At 72.4% G+C, this 20,553-nt stretch carries 12 protein-coding genes; 5 read left to right on the top strand and 7 right to left on the bottom strand.

What is annotated here, in order from left to right; genetic code table 11:
• Together K4G64_RS29630 and K4G64_RS29625 are read right to left on the bottom strand one after the other, a co-directional pair.
• On the bottom strand, nucleotides 1-929 hold a 929-nt coding region (locus K4G64_RS29630), incomplete at its 3' end, for an AfsR/SARP family transcriptional regulator (protein ID WP_221759034.1).
• A gap of 189 nt (nucleotides 930-1,118) precedes the next feature.
• On the bottom strand, nucleotides 1,119-2,720 hold the full coding sequence (locus K4G64_RS29625; protein ID WP_221759033.1) for an aspartate aminotransferase family protein: 1,602 nt from the start codon (nucleotides 2,718-2,720) through the stop codon (nucleotides 1,119-1,121).
• 189 nt (nucleotides 2,721-2,909) lie between these two features.
• Between K4G64_RS29625 and K4G64_RS29620 the strand changes: the two genes are divergently transcribed.
• Nucleotides 2,910-3,455 (top strand): flavin reductase family protein, encoded by a 546-nt coding sequence (locus tag K4G64_RS29620; protein WP_221759032.1) that lies wholly within the window; start codon nucleotides 2,910-2,912, stop codon nucleotides 3,453-3,455.
• 138 nt (nucleotides 3,456-3,593) lie between these two features.
• On the opposite strand, the gene K4G64_RS29615 is transcribed toward K4G64_RS29620, so the two are convergent.
• From K4G64_RS29615 to K4G64_RS29595, 5 genes are all read right to left on the bottom strand, one after another.
• Nucleotides 3,594-4,769, bottom strand: a complete 1,176-nt coding sequence (locus K4G64_RS29615; RefSeq protein WP_221759031.1) for an acyl-CoA dehydrogenase family protein — start codon at nucleotides 4,767-4,769, stop codon at nucleotides 3,594-3,596.
• A gap of 84 nt (nucleotides 4,770-4,853) precedes the next feature.
• Nucleotides 4,854-5,282 (bottom strand): DUF4440 domain-containing protein, encoded by a 429-nt coding sequence (locus K4G64_RS29610; RefSeq protein WP_221759030.1) that lies wholly within the window; start codon nucleotides 5,280-5,282, stop codon nucleotides 4,854-4,856.
• 47 nt (nucleotides 5,283-5,329) lie between these two features.
• Nucleotides 5,330-6,754, bottom strand: coding sequence for an NAD(P)/FAD-dependent oxidoreductase (locus tag K4G64_RS29605; protein WP_260461141.1), 1,425 nt, complete (start codon nucleotides 6,752-6,754; stop codon nucleotides 5,330-5,332).
• A 108-nt stretch (nucleotides 6,755-6,862) separates the two neighbouring features.
• Entirely contained in the window at nucleotides 6,863-7,243 is a 381-nt protein-coding gene (locus K4G64_RS29600; RefSeq protein WP_221759028.1) for a nuclear transport factor 2 family protein, read from the bottom strand.
• A gap of 269 nt (nucleotides 7,244-7,512) precedes the next feature.
• The gene (locus K4G64_RS29595; RefSeq protein ID WP_221759027.1) at nucleotides 7,513-8,100 is read right to left on the bottom strand and encodes a maleylpyruvate isomerase N-terminal domain-containing protein; all 588 of its coding nucleotides are present in this window, start codon (nucleotides 8,098-8,100) and stop codon (nucleotides 7,513-7,515) included.
• A gap of 246 nt (nucleotides 8,101-8,346) precedes the next feature.
• Between K4G64_RS29595 and K4G64_RS29590 the strand changes: the two genes are divergently transcribed.
• The 4 genes from K4G64_RS29590 to K4G64_RS29575 all read left to right on the top strand — a co-directional run.
• Nucleotides 8,347-9,522, top strand: a complete 1,176-nt coding sequence (locus tag K4G64_RS29590) for an acyl-CoA dehydrogenase family protein (RefSeq protein ID WP_031110015.1) — start codon at nucleotides 8,347-8,349, stop codon at nucleotides 9,520-9,522.
• Nucleotides 9,523-9,610: 88 nt separating this feature from the next.
• Nucleotides 9,611-10,498 carry an NAD(P)-dependent oxidoreductase gene (locus tag K4G64_RS29585; RefSeq protein WP_221759026.1) on the top strand — a complete coding sequence of 296 codons (888 nt, stop codon included), beginning with the start codon at nucleotides 9,611-9,613 and terminating at the stop codon, nucleotides 10,496-10,498.
• A gap of 193 nt (nucleotides 10,499-10,691) precedes the next feature.
• Nucleotides 10,692-12,116 (top strand): NAD(P)/FAD-dependent oxidoreductase, encoded by a 1,425-nt coding sequence (locus K4G64_RS29580; protein WP_221759025.1) that lies wholly within the window; start codon nucleotides 10,692-10,694, stop codon nucleotides 12,114-12,116.
• Nucleotides 12,117-12,343: 227 nt separating this feature from the next.
• Nucleotides 12,344-20,553: type I polyketide synthase (locus K4G64_RS29575; protein ID WP_221759024.1), on the top strand; the 8,210-nt coding region annotated here is incomplete at its 3' end.

Genomic DNA, 20,553 nt, shown 5'->3' with positions numbered 1-20,553 from the left:
GTATCCGCGGGAGCGGCCGGCGGGCGGTATGCGGCCGGGCCTGGGGAGGTCGTCACCGCGGGTGCGAAGGCCGCGCCGGGCAAGGGCGGGGCCGGCGCGGGCCGGGGGACCGGGGCGAGGTCGGCCGGCCCCCTGTCGCCCACGGTGCGAGGCACCTCCAGCGTCGGGTCCTGGGTGAGGATCGCCTGCTGGAGCCGGTGCAGTTCGCGCCCCGGCTCCAGCCCCAGCCCCTCCACGAGCGCGGCGCGCACCCGGCCGAAGACCGCAAGTGCCTCGGCCTGCCGCCCGCACCGGTACAGGGCCACCATGAGCTGCCCCGAGGCACGTTCCCGCAGGGGCTCGGCGGCCACCAGGCTCTCCAGGTCGGGCAGGACCAACTGGTGCCGGCCGCAGGCGAGGGCGGCCTCGAAGTGGTCCTCCATGACATCGAGCCGGCGGTTCTGCAGAGCCGTCAGCTCCGGCCAGCAGATACCTTCCTCCGCCAGATCGGACAGGACGGGCCCGCGCCACAACGCCAGCGCCTCGCCCAGCGAGCGTCGGGCCGGTTCCACCTCGCCCGCCGCCAGGGCGGCACGGCCCGTGACCACCCGCTGCTCGTAGTCGAGCAGGTCGACGCGCTGCTGGGGCACCCGCAGCAGATAGCCGGGCGCGCGGGTCAGCAGCTCGGGACCCTGCTCGCCGCGCGGTGGCCGGGACAGGACGCCGCGCAGCTTCCAGACGGCGTTCTGCAGGATCTTGCGCGCGGTCATGGGCGCTTCGTCGTCGGCCCACAGGGCCGACAGCATCTGGCTGGTGGACACCACCTTGTTCGCGTGCAGCAGGAGATACGCCAGTACGGCGCGCTGCCGGTGCCCGCCCAGGTCGACCAGGCTGCCCGGCGGTCCTCCCGCCGGCTCGACCTCAAGTGGTCCCAGTAGGCGGAACTGCATGAACTCCCCCGTTTCACTTGCTCCGGCGTGCTGCGTTACCCGGGACCGGTGCGTCGCCCGACAGCTCGTCGACGCGGTCCGTTTTCCGTGGTGCCTCCGGTCGGGCGGCCGGCCCGGTCATGGCGGGCCGACCGACCGGAATGTCCTGGTGGCCCGCCGGTGGGGGGAGGCGGCGGACCCAGGGATGGATCAGCGGCCCGCGGCGGTGAGTTCGTCGCCGGCCTGCTTGCGCAACAGTGTGCACACGTCGTGCATTCCGGCGTAGAGCTGTCCCAGCTCGGCGTCTGTGACATAAATCGAGGGTTCAAAACGCAACGTCCCGACCGCGCTGGCCGTCGGGAACGTCCGTACCCGGTGCCGGCGCAGCAGGTGACCCGCCAGGAAGTAGCCGAACAGGCCGCTCTGCGCGATCTGCCGCAGCTCCGGCGACGACGCCTCGGACTGGTCGTGGAACTCCAGGCCCTGCATCAGTCCGTGTCCGCGGACGTCGGCCACCACGTCGGGGAATTCCGCCCGCAGCGCGTCGAGTTTCGCGCGCAGCGCCGCGCCGCGTTCCTCGGCCTGCCGGTAGGCCGCGCCCCCGTCCCGTTCCAGCAGTTCGAGGACCTTCAGGGCGATGTGGCAGGAGAAGCTGTCCTTGGCGAAGGTCGAGCTGTGCACGATCTCGAAGTCCCGGCGGTAACGCTTCTCGCGCACCAGCATCACGGACGCCTTCGCGATGCCGCCGCCGAGCGTCTTGGCCAGGGTGTAGTAGTCACCGCGCAGGCCGGTCCGGGAACTGGCGAGCAGGGTACCGGTGCGGCCCATTCCGCTCTGGATCTCGTCGACGACGACGGGACAGTCGATCCGGTCGCAGAACTCCTGGATCTCCCGGGCGAAGGCGCGGGACAGGACGCAGATTCCGCCTTCTCCCTGGATCGGTTCGACGAGGAAGGCGCAGAACACGGGGAACTCGTGCTCCGTCACCGTGATCCTGCCGTTCTGCGTGGTCAGGCCGAGCAGGACCCTGCGTTCACGCGCGTAGACCGCGTTCAGGTCCTCGGGGCTGTTGTGCGGGACGAACCGCGCCTGTGCGGCCAGGGACTTGAAGGGCAGCCGGTAGCCCTCGTTGTGGGTCAGCTGCACACTGCCGGCGAGCTTGCCGTGGAAGCCGCCCTCCAGGGCGAGGAACAGCGGCGGGGCCGCGGCGACCTCGTCGTTGTGGCGTCTGATCGCCGCCTCCAGCAAGCGGAGGGCATCGTTGTCGTCGGCCGCGAGGGCCACCCCGAGGCGGGCGGCCGCCTCCCCGTGGACGGTGGCGGACCCGTCGGCCACCGCGGCGCGCGCCCGCACGAGTCCGGCGTCAACGGAGCCGAGCAGTTCGGACACGCGGATGCCCCGGTCCAGTTCGGCGTGCTTCACTGCGGCTTCCACCGCTTCCGCGCCACTGTTCCCGAAGATGGCGTAATAAGGCTCGTCGTCGGAGAGTTCACGCGCGATGATGCGGTTCAGCTCGGCGGCCAGCCGGTTGGCGTACGGGTGGCGCGAGAACTGGGCGTGGATCGGTGTATGTTCGGCGAGCAGTTCACGGGCGTACGCGGTGATCTCGGGGTGGTGATGGCCGAGCAGCACCGAGCCGTAACCGCCGGCGAAGTCCACGACCGGGAACTCGGTACCGTCGTCGTCCCGTACGTACAGCGTGTTCCGCTCGGCGCGCACGTACTCCACCGCCAGTCCCGCGGTGTCGAGTACCTGGCGGAGATAGGGCTCGGCGAGTTCGCGTTCCGCGGCTGCGGCGGAGGTCTCAGTCATGTCCTCAGGGTCCGATGGACGGGTAAACATCCGGTCACTGAAAGGTCATCGGTGACGGTCGGTCACTGAAGGCCCCCCGGTTACCCGGGCATGAAGGATCCGCGAGACGCCGCGACTACGTTGATTGCGCCGGCTGCCCCTCCATGTGCGGACGGCACTGACGTGTCCCGTGACCCATCGGAGAGTGGCATGAATTCCGCGTCCGCCGAACTCGAACACGCTGCCGTGCGTTCCGGGCACGAGCCGGTACGCCCGGACCGGTTGCGCGGGGTGATGTCCCGCTTCGCCACCGGCGTCACGGTCCTCACCGTGGGCGGGGAGCACCTGCACGCCATGACGGCGAACGCCTTCAGCTCGGTCTCCCTCGATCCCCCGTCGGTGCTGTGCAGCGTGGGCCACAGCGCGGTCATGCACGGCGCGCTCACCGGGGCCGGGCGTTTCGCCGTGAACATACTCGGCGCCCACCAGGAGCCGGTCGCCCGGCACTTCGCCGACAAGAGCCGCACGCTGGGTGCCGCCCAGTTCGAACGCGTCGACTGGCGCGCCGGCGAGCACACGGGCGCGCCGCTGCTCGACGACTCCGTGGCGTGGCTGGAGTGCGAGCTGACCGAGTCGCACGCGTTCGGCGACCACACCATCTTCATCGGCACCGTGCTGGCGGCGGGCGAGGGCGGCACCGGTGACGAACTGCTCTTCGTCAACGGCCGCTTCGGGAAGCCGGCCACCGGCTCCTGACCGCCTGGCGGCCACGGCCCGAACGCCGCCGGTCCGGCGGACACGGAAAGGGCGGCACCACCCACCGGTGGTGCCGCCCTTTCCGTGTGTCATCACCTGCCGTGTGACAGGCCTCCCGCCGCCGCGGGAGGCCGGCCGTCACAGGAAGTACGTGCCCGGGTCCATGCCGACCAGGACCCGCCCCTGGACCTCCAGGTTGGCGTCCCGCTGGACCAGGGCGTGCAGCGAGAAGCCCTGGATGTCGCGGTGGAACCGCTGCAGGGCGACCTCGCGCCGGATGACCGAGCCGCCGCTCGCCGCGTACAGCAGCTCGACGGACTCCTTGGCGAGCTGCGCCGCGTACGCCGTCCGGCCGCGGATCACCGCCTTCTGCTCGTCGGTGGGCTGCTCGCCGGCGTCGGCGCTGGTCTGCAGGACCTCCAGCCACAGGTCGGCCAGGCTCTCGGCGGCGTCGATCTTGTTGGCCGCCGTGGCGACCTGGATCTGCGTGAGCGGGTGCAGCTTCTGGTCGGTCCAGTCGGTGTAGGTGATGCCACGCCCGGGGAGGCGCTCGAGGAACAGCTCGTACGCGCCGCGCGCGATGCCGGTGAAGGCGGCCGCGACGCCGGACAGGACGTAGCCGAGCAGCCCGTAGTTGCGGCCGGTGGCGCCCGTGTTCTCGCGGTCGCCGGTCGCGCTGACCATGGCCTCCTCCAGGGAGACCACGCGGTGGGCGGGCACGAACACGTCCTCGGCGCTGGTGGTGCAGCTGCCGGTGGCCGCTCCCGCGCTGACGTGCCAGTCGTCGGTGACCTCCAGCTCGGAGACCGGGACCAGCGCGACGAGTTCCTCGTGGGTCCCGTCGGGGCGCTCGACCATCGCGGCGAGCAGGTCCCAGTCGGCGCCCCGGACCCCGGAGTTGTAGCGCCACGTGCCGTTGAGGCGGTAGCCGCCGTCGACGGGGGCGAGAGTGCCGGTCGGGGCGAAGACGATGGACACCCGGGTGTCGCCGCCCTCGAACACCTCCTTCTGCGCCCGGTCGGGGTAGAGGGAGGCGCACCAGGTGCTGGTGAGCCAGACCATGGTCAGCCAGCCGGTGGACGGGCAGCCGCGCGCGACCTCGGCGATGACCTTGAACTGATCGGCCACGCCGAAGTCGAGCCCGCCGTGGGCACGGGGCACCGCGGCGCGGAACACCCCCGCCTTTTGAAGCAGTTGGATGTTCTCCTCGGGGATCCAACGCCGTTCCTCCGCGTCCGCGCCGTTCGCGCGCAGCGTGGGGACGGCATCGCGTACGGCGTCCAGCACGGTCGCCAGTTCCTTCTGGTCGGTCACTGTCTCTCCGAATCTCGTCGGGCCATCTGGGGGTTTCCGGCACGGCGGAGCCCCCCTGGCACACCAGGGGGGCTGCCTCTCGCACTAGTCGGCGACGAGGCCGGTCGCGGCCACCGGGCGGTCGATGGCCATCAGCCAGCGGCCGTCGTCGGTCTTGCGGAGCACATCGGTGCAGACGCCTTCCAGCCGGACCGGCTCACCGTCCGGGCCGGTGGTGTCGATGGAGTACTCGACACCGATCAGCGCCACGTCTCCGGCCACGTACGAGTGGGTGACGCTCGCCTTGAGCGTCGGCTTCGAGGCCAGGAACTCCTTGAAGAACGCCAGCCGGTCGGCGCCGGTCAGGGGCTCGCCGGAGAAGTTCGAGACGGAGTCGTCGAGGTAGAGGCGGTTGAACAGCTCGCCGTCACCCGAGTTGAAGACCTGGATGAAGATCTCGTTCTGGATGTCGGTGTCGGCGGTGAGGTCGGGGCGTTCCGGGTCGAAGGGGACGGTGAAGGACGTGGCTGACATGGGGATACGGTTCCCTTCCAGGGGGTGGGTGGGTGATGCCTCGGTGGTCATTCCTCGCCCGCTGCCTGCCGGGCGGCACGCAGACCGGACTCGATGGCGCCGTCGATGTAGCCGCTCCAGCCGTTGGCTATGTCGCCGCTGGCGAAGGAGAGCCGCCCGCTGGTGTAGGTGACCTCCGGGTAGAGCGTGGTGAGCTGCTTCGGCTTGCGGTACGCCCAGCCGCCGCGCGCGTAGGGGTCGCGGCCCCAGTCGTGCGCCTTGACGCCGATGATGTCCAGGTTCACGCCGAGCTGCTGCACGGCCTTCTTCACCTGGGCGGTGCTGGTCGGGTCGAGCTTGGGATCGGTGCTGAAGGCGACGTAGAGCATGCCTTCGGACGTCTCCTTGAACGGCAGCAGCATGGGGATCGGCGAGCCACCCTCGGCGCCCTGGCCGTAGACCCGGCCGGCTCCCTTGCGGGCGTGGATCCACAGCTTGACCGCGTTCGCCACGGCGATGCCCTGGGTGGTGGCGGTGGTGAGCGCGGCGGGCAGGGACGGGCTGAACTTGACCGTGCTCAGGGAGTTGACCGGCATCGCGACGACGACCGCGGTGGCGCTGTAGCGGGTGCCGGAGGTGGTGGTGACGTACACCAGGGATCCGGTGTCGTTCACCGAGGCGACCGGCGAGCTGAGTTTGATCGTCGGCTTGGCCTCGTTGACCATCGCCTGGAGCAGGGCCTTGGTGCCCTTGGCGATACGCCAGCGCATGGTGTCGTTCCAGCCGGCGTTGGTGTGGCCGGCCAGCGCCCACCAGTGGGCGAACATGGTGAAGGCTCCGGCAGCGCTCGAGCCGCCCGCGTAGACCGCCGTCTGCCCGTTGACGAGGAGTTCCTCCTCGGGCGTGAGGGCGAGTTGGGTCAGGCGGTCGCGCAGCGTCAGCTTGTCCAGACTCTGCAGCAGGTCGGCCCGGTACAGCGGCTGGAAGGGCTTCTCGAAGTACGTCCGCGTGCCGTCGAACATGCGCTCGAAGACCGCGCCCATCCGGCCGAAGCCGTCCTCGGGCGTGAACTGCCTCGGGCCGGCCGGCGTCGGCAGCCACGTGGTCGAGATCGGCTCGTCCTCCTCCAGCGCCAGCTTGTAGCGCGTGAGTTCGGCGCCGAGGTAGGGCTGGGTCGGCTCGACCCAGGTCCCGCCGCGCTCGATCAGCTGACCGCCGTAGGTGTCCGTCCAGGTGCGGCCGCCGATGCGGTCGCGGGCCTCCAGGACGAGCACCCGCTTGCCGCGGGCGCGCAGTTCGCGGGCCGCGGTGATGCCGGCGAAACCCGCGCCGATGACGATGACGTCCCAGTCCGCCGCGGCGCCGCGGGTGGCGGCCGAGGCGGCCGGGGCGAGCGGAGTCAGGGCGGGTACCGCGACGGCGGCCGCCCCGGCCGCCTTGAGCAGGGTGCGGCGCGTCGGCCGCCGCCCGCCGATGGGTCCGGTGCTGTGCATGGTGCTGTGTGTCCCCCGTGTACTCGGTGCGGGCCCGCCGTGCGGGACCGGCATCTCACTCATGAGCCAAGGTGTTTTCGGTTCTGCGGGCCGCGGCGCTCGCGCCGGTCAGCTCGCCTGGCCGTACGGGTCGTCGATGGCGTAGCGCCACACCCCGTCCTCGCCCCGGGTCAGCACGTCCACCCCGACACCGGCCAGGTGGTCGGTGGTGCCGTCGGTGCCGGGGATGTCGATCGTCCAGTCGACGATCATCAGCGCGGTCTCGCCGGTCACGAACACCTGCCGGGGCTTGGCCGCCATGCGCGGCCCGGCCTCGAGGAATTCCCGCTGGTACTTCCGGCGTTCGTCACCGGTGAGCGGCTTGCCCGGTTCCCAGACGGCGACGGCGTCGGCGGTGTAGAACTTCTCGACCGTCTCGTAGTCGCCGGCGTTGACGGCCTCGACGTAGCGGGCGGTGTGGTTTTCCAGTTCCGCGACGATCTCGGACATGGCGGAAATCGACCTGCCTTCTTGGCTGGAGAAACGTTTGAGGGGAACGTTCAGGGAAAGGAACGTCCACGCGGCTGTTGCACGGGCAGTGCGGGTGCTCGTGCATTTCCGTGGCCGACACTATTCGGGCGGGTTCAACGTTCCAGCCACGCTGCGGTAATGCCGTGGTCTCCCCGCGGGCGGGGCACGACATGACAGTGCCGCCGGGCGACAGTGCGAGTCGCCCGGCGGCACGTGATCCGGTTGAGGGGGGAAGGCCGGAGGCCCTCTCAGGCCCGGCGCACCTGGCCGTCCCAGCGCCAGGCGCCGCGGCGCGGCAGCCCGGGCAGTGCGGCGCGCCCGGTGCACCACAGCAGGGTCTCGGCGGGGGAGTGACCGGTGGGCGCGTCGGGGAAGAGCCGCTCGACCACCGGCGCCGCCAAGGCGTCCGACGGGGTGTACTCCACGCCTACCGCCTGCGCGATGTCCCGCCCGTGCACGACGAGTTCGAGCACACCCATCGCGGCGAAGCCGGCCGCGTCGGAGTGGCCGTAGGGGTGCCAGGCGCGGACCTCCGGCGGGGTGTCGCGGACGGTGCCGGCGAGCAGCGTGCCCGCGATCCGGATGCCCTCCAGGGCGGCCGGGACGGGGGCGTGAGCGTCGATCGAGGAGAACAGGGTGATGTAGCGGTCGGTGGGGCGGGCGATGAGCAGACCCGCGTACCCCACCACCCCGAGCGCGATGTGCGAGAGGGTCTCCCGACAGCTCCAGTCCAGATCACCCGCCTTTCCGCGCCAGTCCTGATCGGCTCCCTTTTCCAGTGCCGAGGTCGTGTCCTCGGCCGCCGTCGTTACGAGTTCGGGCCATGAAAGAGTCATGTGGGGATGTTCCCACACGGGCCTTTACGGGCACCGTCCGATCATTTCCCGGTCAGTGCCCGGTAATCGTCGGGTAATTGCGCGTCAGATGCCCTCCGGTTTCCGGAGGTACGGCAGTGATGACCGGGCGATGAGTGTTCCCTTACTCATTTTTCCAAGCCCCTCGTTAAGGTTTTGAACAGCCGGGGAGCGTACGGGTTCTCACGCCTTACGGCCGGCAGTAGGAATCACAATCGAGGAGCCGGAATGGCCACGAACGACGACCTGGCAGCCGTACTGGAAGCCGTGGACAGCATCGTCCCGACCCTGCGCGAGAACGGCCGCGCCGCCGAGGACCGCGGCTGGCTGCTCGACGAGAGCATCGAACTCCTGGAGAAGGCCGGGGTGTTCCGCATGGCCGTGCCGCGCCGGTTCGGCGGGCTCGACCTGCCGCTCGCCGACCAGGCCCGGGTCATCACCGAGATCGGCCGCGGCTGCCCCGCCGCCGCCTGGGTGACGATGGTCTGGGTGACGAGCACCTGGACGGCCACGCTCTACCCCGACCGGGCCCAGGAGGAGGTCTTCGCCTCCGGCTCCGTCAAGATCTCCAGCGCGTTCGCGCCGACCGGCGTCGCCGTCCCCACCGAGGGCGGCTACCTCCTCAACGGCACCTGGAAGTTCAACACCGGCTGCAAGGGCGCCGACTGGGACTTCACCGCCGCGATGGTGCGCAACCCCGACGGCACCGAGGGCGAGATCATGGCCCTGGTCCCCATGTCGGACCTCAAGATCGTGGACGACTGGGACGTCTCGGCCGGCGCCGCCACCGGCAGTGCCACCGCGGTCGCCGAGGACGTCTTCGTGCCGGCCCACCACGCCGTGTCCTTCGAGGAGGTCATGGTCAGCGCGACCGGCGACCGCTCCAACATGGGCGCCACCGGCCGCAACTACGGCCTGCTCAGCTTCGTCATGGCCGAGTGTGCCGCCGTGTTCATCGGCATCGCCCGCGGCGCGTACGAGCTGTTCCTGGAGCGCCTCCCCGGACGGGGCATCACCTACACCGACTGGACCGACCAGAAGCTGCACCCGCTCACACAGATCCAGGTCGCCACGGCCGCCAACAAGATCGACGCCGCCGAGGCCCTGTCGGCCCGTTGGCTCACCCTCCTCCAGGAGCGCGCCGACGCCGGCGAGCAGCCCACCGACGAGGAGAAGGCCATCGTGCGCGGCCAGACCGGCTTCGCCGCCCAACTGGCCAAGGAGGCGGTGGAGATCCTCCACAACGCCAGCGGCGGCTCCGTCATCCGGCGCGACGTCCACCTGCAGCGCTTCCACCGCGACATCCAGGGCTTCTCGCTGCACGCGCTCGCCAACGCCGACGTCAATCTCGAACTCCAGGGCCGCGTCCTGGTCGGCCTGGAGCCCGGCACCGTCTTCCTCTGAGTCGACGCCCCGGACCCCCTCTTTCAGCGGCGCGCCCCGCGTGCCGGTTCGCTCAGCAACACCACTTTCGTACTGGAGGAACTGATTCATGGGTGACAACCACACCTCGGTGTCGGTGCTCGGCCTCGGCCTGATGGGGCAGGCCCTGGCCGCCGCCTTCCTGAAGGCGGGTCACGCCACCACCGTGTGGAACCGATCCGCGGACAAGGCCGATGGCCTCGTCAAGGACGGCGCGGTCCTCGCCGCGAAGCCCGCCGACGCCGTCGCCGCGAGTGACCTCGTGATCGTCTGCGTGTCGACGTACGACGTGGTGCACGACGTCATCGGCTCGCTCGGCGACGCCCTGCGCGGCAAGACCGTCGTCAACCTGACCACGGGCTCCTCCGAGCAGGCCCGGCAGACCGCCGAGTGGGCGGAGAAGAACGGCGCCAAGTACCTCGACGGCGCCATCATGATCACCCCGCCCGGAATCGGCGCCGAGACCTCCGTCCTCTTCTACGCGGGCGACCAGGCCACCTTCGACGCGCACGAGCCCGTGCTGAAGCTCCTCGGCGGCGGCACCACCTACCTCGGCACCGACCACGGCAAGCCCGCCCTGTTCGACGTGTCGCTGCTCGGCCTGATGTGGGGCGCCCTCAACAGCTTCCTGCACGGCGTGGCCATCGTGGAGACCGGCGGCGTCAAGGCGCAGGAGTTCCTGCCGTGGGCCCACATGTGGCTCGACGCCATCAAGATGTTCACCGCCGACTACGCCGCGCAGATCGACGCCGGCGACGAGAAGTTCCCGGCCAACGACGCCACGCTGGAGACGCACCTGGGCGCGCTCAAGCACCTCGTCGAGGAGTCCGAGGCGCTCGGTGTCGACACCGAACTGCCCAAGTACTCCGAGGCGCTGATGGAGGGCATCATCGCCCAGGGCCACGCCAAGAACAGCTACGCCAGCGTCGTGAAGGCGTACCGCCGCCCGCAGAAGTGACCGGGCCCGGTATTCGCTTCACCCCCTGACGAAGGGGCCGGTTCCGAACCCCCGTCGGAACCGGCCCCTTCCCCATGCCCGAAATTCCGGCGCGGAATCGGACGCGCCCGACCACCTCATTCCCTCTTTTCCGTCCGCCGATCCCGTGCGCTTTCCGTCCCGCAATTCCCGCTCTTCGCGAAAGGTGTGTTCCATGACCGAGAACGGCGACAGCACGACCCCCCGCGCCCACGGACGCGTCACCAGAAGAACCGTCCTCAAGGCGGCGGGCGCCACCGCGCTCGCCGCCGGTGCGGTCACCGCGACGGCGTCCTCCTCCGCCGCGGCGGACGGCAAGCCGTACGACGCCATCGTCGTCGGCGCCGGGTACGCGGGCGGCACGGTCGCCCGCGAACTGGGCGCCCGCGGCATGAGGGTCCTGGTCCTGGAGGCCCGCGGCCGGATCGGCGGCCGCATCGAACCCGGCACCCTGGCCGGGCAGCACATCGAACTCGGCGGCGGCTGGTTCGGCCCCGGCCAGGACCTCGTGGCCCGCGAACTGAAGCGCTACTCGCTGACCACCACCGAGGACGTCCACGCCACCCGCATGGTCATGCCCGGACCGGACGGCTACGCCAGCCACTCCCCGCAGGAGGCGGGCGCCCGCCTCAACAGCCTCTTCGCGGACTTCTACGCCGGCTCCGAGCAGTACTTCGAGCGGCCCTACGAGCCGCTCCACCGCAAGGACCTGCTGGCGTCCGTGGACCGCCTCTCGCTCGCCGACCGCATCGACCGGCTCCAGCTGACCGGCGTCGACCACGACTGGGTGAGCGGCGCCACCTCGGTGTTCGCGGGCGGCAACCGCACGGGCTCCCTCACCGGCCTCGCCCAGTGGTACCAGCTCGCCGGCGGCACCTACGACAAGTTCCTCTCGGTGATGAGCGAGCTGCCCGAGGGCGGCATGATCTCCATCCTGGAGCGGATGCTGCGCGAGTCCGGCGCGACCGTCAGCTTCAACTCGCCGGTCACGGCGATCCGCGAGCGCGGCGGCCTCACCCACGTCGAGGTCCGCGGCGGCAGGGTTCACCAGGCCCCGGTGGTCGTGCTCGCCACGCCCGTCAACATGTGGTCCACGCTCACCTTCGAGCCGGGCCTGCCCAAGGTGTACGCCGACGCCGCCCGTGAGGGCATCGGCGTCCCGCACGCCACCAAGCTGTGGCTGCGTGTGCGGGGCACCTCCGAGGCGGTGTCCGCCCAGGCCCCGGAGGGCGCCCCGATCCTGCTGCTGATCCCGCAGAAGCCGCTGCCCGACGGGCGTATCTTCGTCGCCTTCACCGGTCCCGCCCTCGACGTGTCCGACCCGCAGGCGGTACGCGCCGCCGTCCGCGGACTGCTGCCGGAGGCCAGGGTCGTCGAGTACCGGGCGAAGGAGTGGCACAAGGACCCGTGGGCGCGCGGCGGCTGGGGCCTGCGCCGGCCGGGACAGCTCCTGCGTCAGCTGCCGGACATCCAGCAGCCGTTCGGCCGCATCGTCTTCGCGGGCGGTGACATAGCGAGCGGCTGGAACGGAGCCTTCGTCGAAGGCGCCCTGGAGTCCGGCTTCCGAGCCGCGGAACAGGCCGCGACCCTCGCGGGCTGACCGACGGCAGCGCCATGACCGGGCGGCGGAGAACGGGGAGTGCGGTCCCCGTCCACCGCCCGGTCATGGCGCCTTCTTCTTTTTCCTCTCCTTTTTCGTCCGGACCGAATTACCGAAGCGAGGCCGGACACTGAGAAGGGTGAGAGACCCCCCTGCCTACGATCGGGCCGAACATTTCCCCACTCAGCAGTCTTGCGGTAATTCGGCCGAAAGGGCAGTCGAGCGCGATGACGAATCAGCACCAGTCCGAATCGATCGGGACGCGCCGTGCACGGAGCGAGGACATCGCGGTCGTCGGCCTTTCCTGCCGTCTGCCCGGTGCGGAGAATCCCGAGGCCTTCTGGGACCTGCTCAGCACCGGCACCTCCGCCATCACCCCGGTCCCGGCGGACCGCCTGAAGCCAGCGACCTCCGAGGCCGCGTCCGAGGACGCCGGACCCGGCCTGCGCCGCGGGGGCTTCCTGGAGCGCGTCGACACCTTCGACGCCGGCTTCTTCGGCATCGCCCCCCGCGAGGCCCGCGTCATGGACCCGCAGCAGCGCCTCGTGCTCGAACTGGCCTGGGAGGCACTGGAGAACGCCGGAATCGTCCCGGGCACCCTGCGCGGCAGCCGCACCGCCGTGTTCGTCGGCACCCTGCGCGACGACTATGCCGCGCTGCTCTACCAGCACGGCGCACGGGCCGTCACCCAGCACACCATGACCGGCGTCAACCGCGGCGTGATCGCCAACCGGGTCTCCTACCACCTCGGCCTGCGAGGCCCCAGCCTCACCGTCGACTCGGCCCAGTCCTCCTCGCTGGTCGCCGTGCACCTGGCGTGCGAGTCGCTGCGCGCCGGCGAGTCCGACGCCGCCATCGTCGCCGGAGTCAACCTCAACATCCTCGCCGAGGCCGCGGTGGCCGGAGAGCGCTTCGGCGGCCTCTCGCCCGACGGCACCACCTACGCCTTCGACGCCCGCGCCAACGGCTTCGTACGCGGCGAGGGCGGCGGCGCCGTCGTCCTCAAGCCGCTGTCCCGGGCCCTCGCGGACGGCGACGACGTCCTCGGCGTGATCCACGCCAGCGCCGTCAACAACGACGGATCCACCCCCGGACTGACCGTGCCCGGCCAGGAGACCCAGGAGCGGGTCCTGCGCGAGGCCTACGAACGCGGCGGCCTCGCCCCCGACGCCGTCCAGTACGTCGAACTGCACGGCACCGGCACGCCGGTCGGCGACCCCATTGAGGCCGCCGCACTGGGCGCGGTGCTGGGCACGGCCCGCTCCGGCGCCGGTCCGCTGCGGGTCGGGTCCGCGAAGACCAACGTGGGCCACCTGGAGGGCGCCGCGGGCATCGTCGGCCTGATCAAGACCCTGCTGGCCCTGCGCCACCGCCGCCTGCCCGCCAGCCTCAACTTCGACACCCCGAACCCGGCGATCCCGCTGGCCGAACTCGGCCTGGAGGTGCAGCGCGAGACGGGGGACTGGCCCGCCCCCGACCGGGCGCTCATCGCCGGTGTCTCCTCGTTCGGCATGGGCGGCACCAACGCCCACGTCGTCGTGGGGGAGGGACCGGCCACACCGGCACCGGCCGAGGCCCCGGACGGGGACGGCGTCCTGTTGCCCTGGGTCGTCTCCGGCCGCGACGCCGCCGCCCTCGCCGCGCAGGCGGACCGGCTGAGCGCCGCCGTGAGCGCCGAACCCGGGCCCCGCCCCGAGGACATCGGCCACTCCCTGGCCACCACCCGCACCGTCTTCGACCACCGGGCCGTCGTCCTCGCCGACGACCGGGCCGGCATGATCGCCGGCCTGACCGCCCTGGCCGGGGGCCGCGCCGCCGCGCAGGTCGTCACCGGAGCCGTCCGCCCCGGCACGACGGCCTTCCTGTTCACCGGGCAGGGCGCCCAGCGCGCCGCCATGGGACGCGAACTGCGCGACGCCTTCCCGGCGTTCCGCGCCGCCTTCGACGAGGTGTGCCGGGCCTTCGCCCCGCTGCTGGAGCGGCCCCTCGCCGAGGTGGTCGACTCCGGGACCGGTCTGGACGACACCGCCTGGACCCAGCCCGCGCTCTTCGCCGTCGAGGTCGCCCTGTACCGCCTCGTCACCTCCTGGGGCATCACCCCGGGCCATGTGGCCGGGCACTCCATCGGGGAGATCGCCGCCGCCCATGTCGCGGGCGTGCTGTCCCTCGACGACGCCGCCCGGCTGGTCGCCGCCCGGGGCCGTCTGATGCAGGAACTGCCCGCCGGCGGCGCCATGGTCGCCGTCGAGGCCACCGAGGACGAGGTGCTGCCGCTGCTCGCCGCGCAGGACGGGCCGGTGGCCGTCGCCGCCGTCAACGGGCCCCGCGCGACGGTGCTCTCGGGCGCGCTCGACAGCGTCACCGCCGTCGCCGACCAGCTCGCCGCGCAGGGCCGCAGGACCCGCCGCCTCACGGTCAGCCACGCCTTCCACTCGCCGCTGATGGACCCGATGCTGGAGCGCTTCCGCGCGGTCGTGGAGGAGCTGACGTTCCACGAGCCGCGGATCGCCGCCGTGTCCACGGTCACCGGCACCGCCGTCGCACCGGGCGAGTGGACCTCGCCCGCCTACTGGGTCGAGCAGGTGCGCCGTCCGGTCCGCTTCCTCGGCGCCGTCCGCGCCCTGGAGGACCTGGGCGCCGCCACCCTGCTGGAACTGGGCCCCGACGGCGTCCTGACCGCCCTGGCCGCGGCGAGTGCCCGCGACACCGGGGTCACCGCTCCCGTCGCCACGCTCCGCGCCGGACGCGCCGAGGTCCGTTCCCTGCTCACCGGCGTCGCCGCCGCGTTCGTCCGTGGCACACCCGTCGACTGGGCGGCCGTGCACGCCGACGGCCCGGGCCGCCGCGTCCCGCTGCCCACCTACGCCTTCCAGCGCGAGCGCCACTGGATCGACGGCCCGGTCGCCGCCCTCGCCGTCCAGGAATCCGCGACGGCCCTGCCCGAAGCCGGGACCGCCGCCGCAGAAGCCGCGACCGCCGCCTCAGCTCCGGCCGCGCCGGCCCCGCACGCCCTCGACGCCACCGCTCTCGTGCTGGAGCAGGTCGCAGCCGTCCTGGAGCACACCGACGTCCGGCGCGTCGACCCGCATGCCGCGTTCAAGGACCTCGGCTTCGACTCCCTGATGACCGTCGAGCTGCGCGACGCCCTTGCCACCGCGACCGGCCTGAAGCTGGCCGGCGGCCTGCTGTTCGACCACCCCACCCCGGCCGCCCTCATCGCCCACCTCACCACCCTCCTCGCCGGCCCGGGCACGGCCACCGCCATCGAGGACCGCCCGGGCAGCACCCCCGACATGGCGCACGAGCCCATCGCCATCGTCGGCATGGCCTGCCGCTACCCGGGTGGCGTCACCTCTCCCGAGGAGCTGTGGAACCTCGTCGCCGACGGCCGGGACGCCATATCCGGCTTCCCCGGCGACCGCGGCTGGGACACGGGCCTGTACGACGCCGACCCCACGCACGGCGGTCACAGCACCGTCCGCGAGGGCGGCTTCCTGCACGACGCCGCCCTGTTCGACAACGACTTCTTCGGGATCTCGCCCCGCGAGGCCCTCGCCATGGACCCGCAGCAGCGCCTCCTCCTGGAGACCGCGTGGGAGGCCGTCGAGCGGGCCGGCCTGGACGCCACCGTCCTCAAGGGCAGCCGTACCGGCGTGTTCGTGGGCGCCACCACCCTCGACTACGGGCCCCGGATGCACGAGGCCCCCGACACCGTCGAGGGACACCTCCTCACCGGCACCACACCGAGCGTCATGTCCGGCCGCATCGCCTACCAGCTCGGTCTGCTCGGCCCGGCGGTCACCGTCGACACGGCCTGCTCGTCCTCGCTGGTCGCCCTGCACATGGCGGTGCGCTCCCTGCGCTCGGGCGAGACCAACCTGGCCCTCGCGGGCGGCGCGACGGTCATGTCGTCGCCCGGCATGTTCGTGGAGTTCTCCCGCCAGCGCGGCCTGGCGGCGGACGGCCGTTCCAAGTCCTTCGCCGCGTCCGCCGACGGCACGTCCTGGGCCGAGGGCGTCGGCCTCCTGGTCGTGGAGCGCCTGTCGGACGCGATCCGCAACGGGCACCGGGTGCTGGCGGTGGTGCGGGGCAGCGCGATCAACCAGGACGGCACCGGCAACGGCCTCACCGCCCCGGTCGGCCCCTCCCAGCAGCGCGTCATCCGCGACGCCCTCTCCGACGCCCGGCTCACCCCGGCCGAGGTGGACGCGGTGGAGGCGCACGGCACGGGCACGCGGCTGGGCGACCCGATCGAGGCGCAGGCACTGCTGGCGACGTACGGCCAGGACCGCGAACAACCCTTGTTCCTCGGGTCGTTGAAGTCGAACATCGGGCACGCTCAGGCCGCAGCGGGTGTGGGTGGTGTGATCAAGATGGTGCAGGCGATGCGGCACGGTGTGCTGCCGCGGACGCTGCACGTGGACGAGCCGTCGCCGTTCGTGGAGTGGGACACGGGTGCGGTCGAGTTGCTGACCGAGGAACGTGAGTGGACCGCCCGGGACGGTGAGCCCCGTCGCGCGGGTGTCTCCTCCTTCGGCATCAGCGGGACCAACGCACATGTGGTGGTCGAGGAGTTCGTGGCACCCGAGGAGGCGTCCGTCGAGAGGCCGGAGCCGTCCGGGCCCGTACCGTTCGTGCTGTCCGCGCGGGACGAGGCGGCGCTGCGCGCCCAGGCCCGGCGCCTGCACGACGTCGTCACGGGGAACGGCACGCACCCCGCCGACCTCGGCGCGTCCCTCGCCCTCACCCGCACCGCCCTGCCGTACCGCGCCGTGGTCACCGCCACGGACACCGCCACGCTTCTCACCGGCCTCGCCGCCCTGGCCGACGGCGAGGAGACCGCGCAGGTCGTCACCGGCAGCGCCGCGGGCGCGGGCCGCACCGCCTTCCTGTTCACCGGGCAGGGCGCCCAGCGCACCGGCATGGGCCGCGAACTGTACGCCGCCTCATCGGTGTTCGCGGCGGCGCTGGACGAGGTGTGCGCCGCCCTCGACGAGCACCTCGAACTGCCGCTGCGCACGGTGATGTTCGCCGAAGCGGACACCGAGCCCGCCCGGCTGCTGCACCGCACCGCCTACACCCAGCCCGCCCTGTTCGCCGTAGAGGTCGCCCTGTTCCGGCTCCTCGCCCACCACGGCACGACACCGGACCTGCTCGCCGGGCACTCCATCGGCGAGCTCGCCGCGGCCCACGTCGCGGGCGTGCTGTCCCTCGCCGACGCGGCCCGCCTGGTCGCGGCCCGGGGACGTCTCATGGAAGCGGCACGCGCGGGCGGCGCCATGATCGCCGTGGAGGCCACTGAAGCCGAACTCGCCGACGACCTGCACAAGGCGGCGGGCCGGTTCGACCTCGCCGCCGTCAACGCCCCCGACTCCCTCGTGCTCTCGGGCGACGAGGACGCCGTCGAGGAACTCGCCGGACAGTGGCGCGCCCGGGGCCGCCGCACCCGCCGGCTCCAGGTCAGCCACGCCTTCCACTCGCCGCACATGGACGAGATCCTGGACGAGTTCCGCGCGGTCGCCGAAGGCCTCAGCTTCCACGCGCCACGCATCCCGATCGTCTCCACGGTCACCGGCGAACTCGCCACCCCGGACGAGCTGACCTCGCCCGACTACTGGGCACGCCAGATCCGCCGGCCCGTACGGTTCGTCGACGCCGCCCGGGCCCTGCACCGGCACGGCGCCACCGTGTTCGTCGAGGCCGGCCCCGACGCCGTGCTCGCCCCGCTGACCCGGGCCGCCCTGGCCGACGCGGACGCCGTCGTCGTCCCCCTGCTGCGGGCCGCACGCCCCGAGAGCGAGACCTTCCTCGCCGGGATCGCCACGGCCTGGACCGGCGGCGCGCCCCTCGCCGCCGGGACCTTCCACCCCGGCGCCCGCCTCGTCGACCTGCCGACGTACCCCTTCCAGCGCGAGCGCTACTGGCTCACGCCCGAACGCCCCCTCGACGCCCGGGGCCTGGGCCTCGACCCGGCCGGACACCCGCTCCTGCACGCCTCGATGGAACTGGCCGGCAGCGACGGGCTGGTTCTCACCGGCCGCCTCGCCGTCGCCGACCAGCCCTGGCTCGCCGACCACGCCATCACCGGCACGGTCCTCGTGCCCGCCACCGCGTTCCTGGAACTGGCCCTGACGGCGGCGAGCCGCCTGGGCATCGACCAGATCGACGAACTGACCCTGGAAGCACCGCTGGAGCTGCCGGAGCAGGGCGCCGTGCGCGTCCAGGTCGCCGTCGGCGCACCGGACGCCTCCGGCAGCCGGCCCGTGGAGATCCACGCCTGCCCGGACAGCGGCCCGGACGCCGAGCAACTGTGGACACGGCACGCCTCCGGCACCCTCGGCGGCACCCTGCCCACCGGCCCCGACCTGAGCCAGTGGCCGCCCGCCGACGCCGACGAGATGCCCCTGGACGACGCCTACGAACGCCTCGCCGCACTGGGCTACACCTACGGCCCGGCTTTCCAGGGCCTGACCCGCCTGTGGCGCACGGCCGACGCGCTGTACGCCGAGGTCGCCCTGCCCGACGCGCACCGGAGCGGCGCCGACCGGTTCGGACTGCACCCCGCCCTCTTCGACGCGCTTCTGCACCCGGTGGTGCTGCACGCCGCCGGGGACGACACCGCAGCGGACACCATCCGGCTGCCGTTCGCCTGGTCCGGCGCCGCCCTGCACGCCGGCGGCGCCGACACCCTGCGGGTGCGGATCGAGCCCGGCGGGTCCGGCACCTACGCCCTGCACGCCGCGGACGCCGTCGGTGCCCCCGTCATCAGCGTGGAGGCCCTCGCCCTGCGCCCGGTCGCCAAGGACCGGCTCCGCTCCGCGCCACGGCTCGACGACGCCCTGTACGCCGTGGAGTGGACGCCGCTCGCGACACCCGAGGGCGCTGCGCCGAGCGTCGTGGAGGCGACCGACCTCACGCAGCTCGACGGCACGGCCGACGTGGTGCTCGTACGCGCCCCGGCCGGTGACGGACACGGCGACGCGGCCGCCCGTGCCCACGACACGGCGGAGGTGTTCCTGCGTCTCGTGCAGGACTTCCTCGCCGACGAGCGCCTGACCGACGCGCGCCTCGCGGTGCTCACCCGGGGCGCGGTGGCCGCCGTACCCGGCGACCTCGTCCCCGAGCCCGCCCAGGCACCCCTGTGGGGCCTGCTCCGCAGCGTGCAGTCCGAGCATCCGGACCGCGTGGTCCTGATCGACGCCGACGTCTCCACCGATGCCCCGCTCCTGACCGCCGCCCTCGCTTCGGGTGAGGCGCAGGTGGCGGTGCGGTCGGGTGGGTTGGTGGTGCCGAGGCTGCGCAGGGCGGTGCCGGGTGAGGGTGGTGCGGTCGCCTGGGGTGAGGGCCCGGTGCTGGTGACCGGTGGCACCGGTGGTCTGGGTGCTGTGGTGGCCCGGCATCTGGTGACGGTGCACGGGGTGCGCTCACTGGTGCTGGTGAGCCGGCGTGGTGAGGCGGCGCCCGGTGCGGGGGAGTTGCGGTCGGAGCTGGAGGCTCTGGGCGCTTCGGTGAGGCTCGCGGCATGCGATGTGACCGACCGGTCGGTCCTGGCCGAACTGCTCTCCGAAGTAGGCGAGTTGTCGGGCGTGGTGCATACGGCGGGTGTGCTGGACGACGTGACGGTGGAGGGTCTGACCGCGGAGCGGTTGAACGCCGTGTTGCGTCCGAAGGTGGACGCGGCGTGGCATCTGCACGAGCTGACCCGGGACATGGACCTTCAGGCGTTCGTCCTGTACTCGTCGGTGTCGGGTCTGCTGGGTACGGCGGGGCAGGCGAACTACGCGGCCGGCAACGCGTTCCTGGACGCGCTGGCGGCACACCGCCGGGCTGCGGGCCTCCCCGCGACCTCCCTCGCCTGGGGCCTCTGGGACGGCACCCACGGCATGGGCGGCACCCTCGGCGACGCCGACCTGGCCCGCTGGACGCGCCAGGGCATCAGGACCCTCACCCCCGAGCACGCCCTGGCCCTCTTCGACGCGGCCCTGGCCGGTGACGACGCGCTGCGCGTGCCCGTGGTGTTCGAGCAGCGGGCCCTGCGCGCCGACGCCTCGCCCCTGCTGCGCGACCTGGCCCCGGCACCCCGTTCCCGGCGCACCGCTGCCCGCGCCGCCGACGCGGGCGCCGAAGGCACCACCTGGGCGCAGCGGATCGCGGCCCTGCCGCAGGAGCGGCGCCGCGAGACCGTCCTCGACCTCGTCCGCGGCATCGTGGCCGGCGTCCTCGGCCACACCGACCCGCAGCGGCTCGATCCCAAGCGCGCCTTCAAGGAGAGCGGCTTCGACTCCCTCGCCGGCGTCGAACTGCGCAACCGCCTGAACACCGCCACCGGACTGCGGCTGTCGGCCACCGTCGTCTTCGACCATCCCACGCCCGACGCGGTCACCGACCACCTGCTCACCCGGATCACCGACACCGCCACCCCCGCCCCGGCCCGCGC

The organism is Streptomyces sp. WAC04114, from assembly GCF_019733245.1.
GTDB lineage: Bacteria > Actinomycetota > Actinomycetes > Streptomycetales > Streptomycetaceae > Streptomyces > Streptomyces massasporeus_A.
Note: the sequence above shows the minus strand (reverse complement) of the source record. Positions and strands in the feature narration are given on the sequence as shown.

What these genes read in the sequence shown, in the direction of transcription:
- K4G64_RS29625 (WP_221759033.1), bottom strand. Translation starts at nt 2,720, where the DNA reads ATGACTGAGACCTCCGCCGCAGCCGCGGAACGCGAACTCGCCGAGCCC.
- K4G64_RS29600 (WP_221759028.1), bottom strand. Translation starts at nt 7,243, where the DNA reads ATGTCCGAGATCGTCGCGGAACTGGAAAACCACACCGCCCGCTACGTC.
- K4G64_RS29620 (WP_221759032.1), top strand. Translation starts at nt 2,910, where the DNA reads ATGAATTCCGCGTCCGCCGAACTCGAACACGCTGCCGTGCGTTCCGGG.
- K4G64_RS29610 (WP_221759030.1), bottom strand. Translation starts at nt 5,282, where the DNA reads ATGTCAGCCACGTCCTTCACCGTCCCCTTCGACCCGGAACGCCCCGAC.
- K4G64_RS29580 (WP_221759025.1), top strand. Translation starts at nt 10,692, where the DNA reads ATGACCGAGAACGGCGACAGCACGACCCCCCGCGCCCACGGACGCGTC.
- K4G64_RS29590 (WP_031110015.1), top strand. Translation starts at nt 8,347, where the DNA reads ATGGCCACGAACGACGACCTGGCAGCCGTACTGGAAGCCGTGGACAGC.
- K4G64_RS29605 (WP_260461141.1), bottom strand. Translation starts at nt 6,754, where the DNA reads ATGCACAGCACCGGACCCATCGGCGGGCGGCGGCCGACGCGCCGCACC.
- K4G64_RS29585 (WP_221759026.1), top strand. Translation starts at nt 9,611, where the DNA reads ATGGGTGACAACCACACCTCGGTGTCGGTGCTCGGCCTCGGCCTGATG.
- K4G64_RS29595 (WP_221759027.1), bottom strand. Translation starts at nt 8,100, where the DNA reads ATGACTCTTTCATGGCCCGAACTCGTAACGACGGCGGCCGAGGACACG.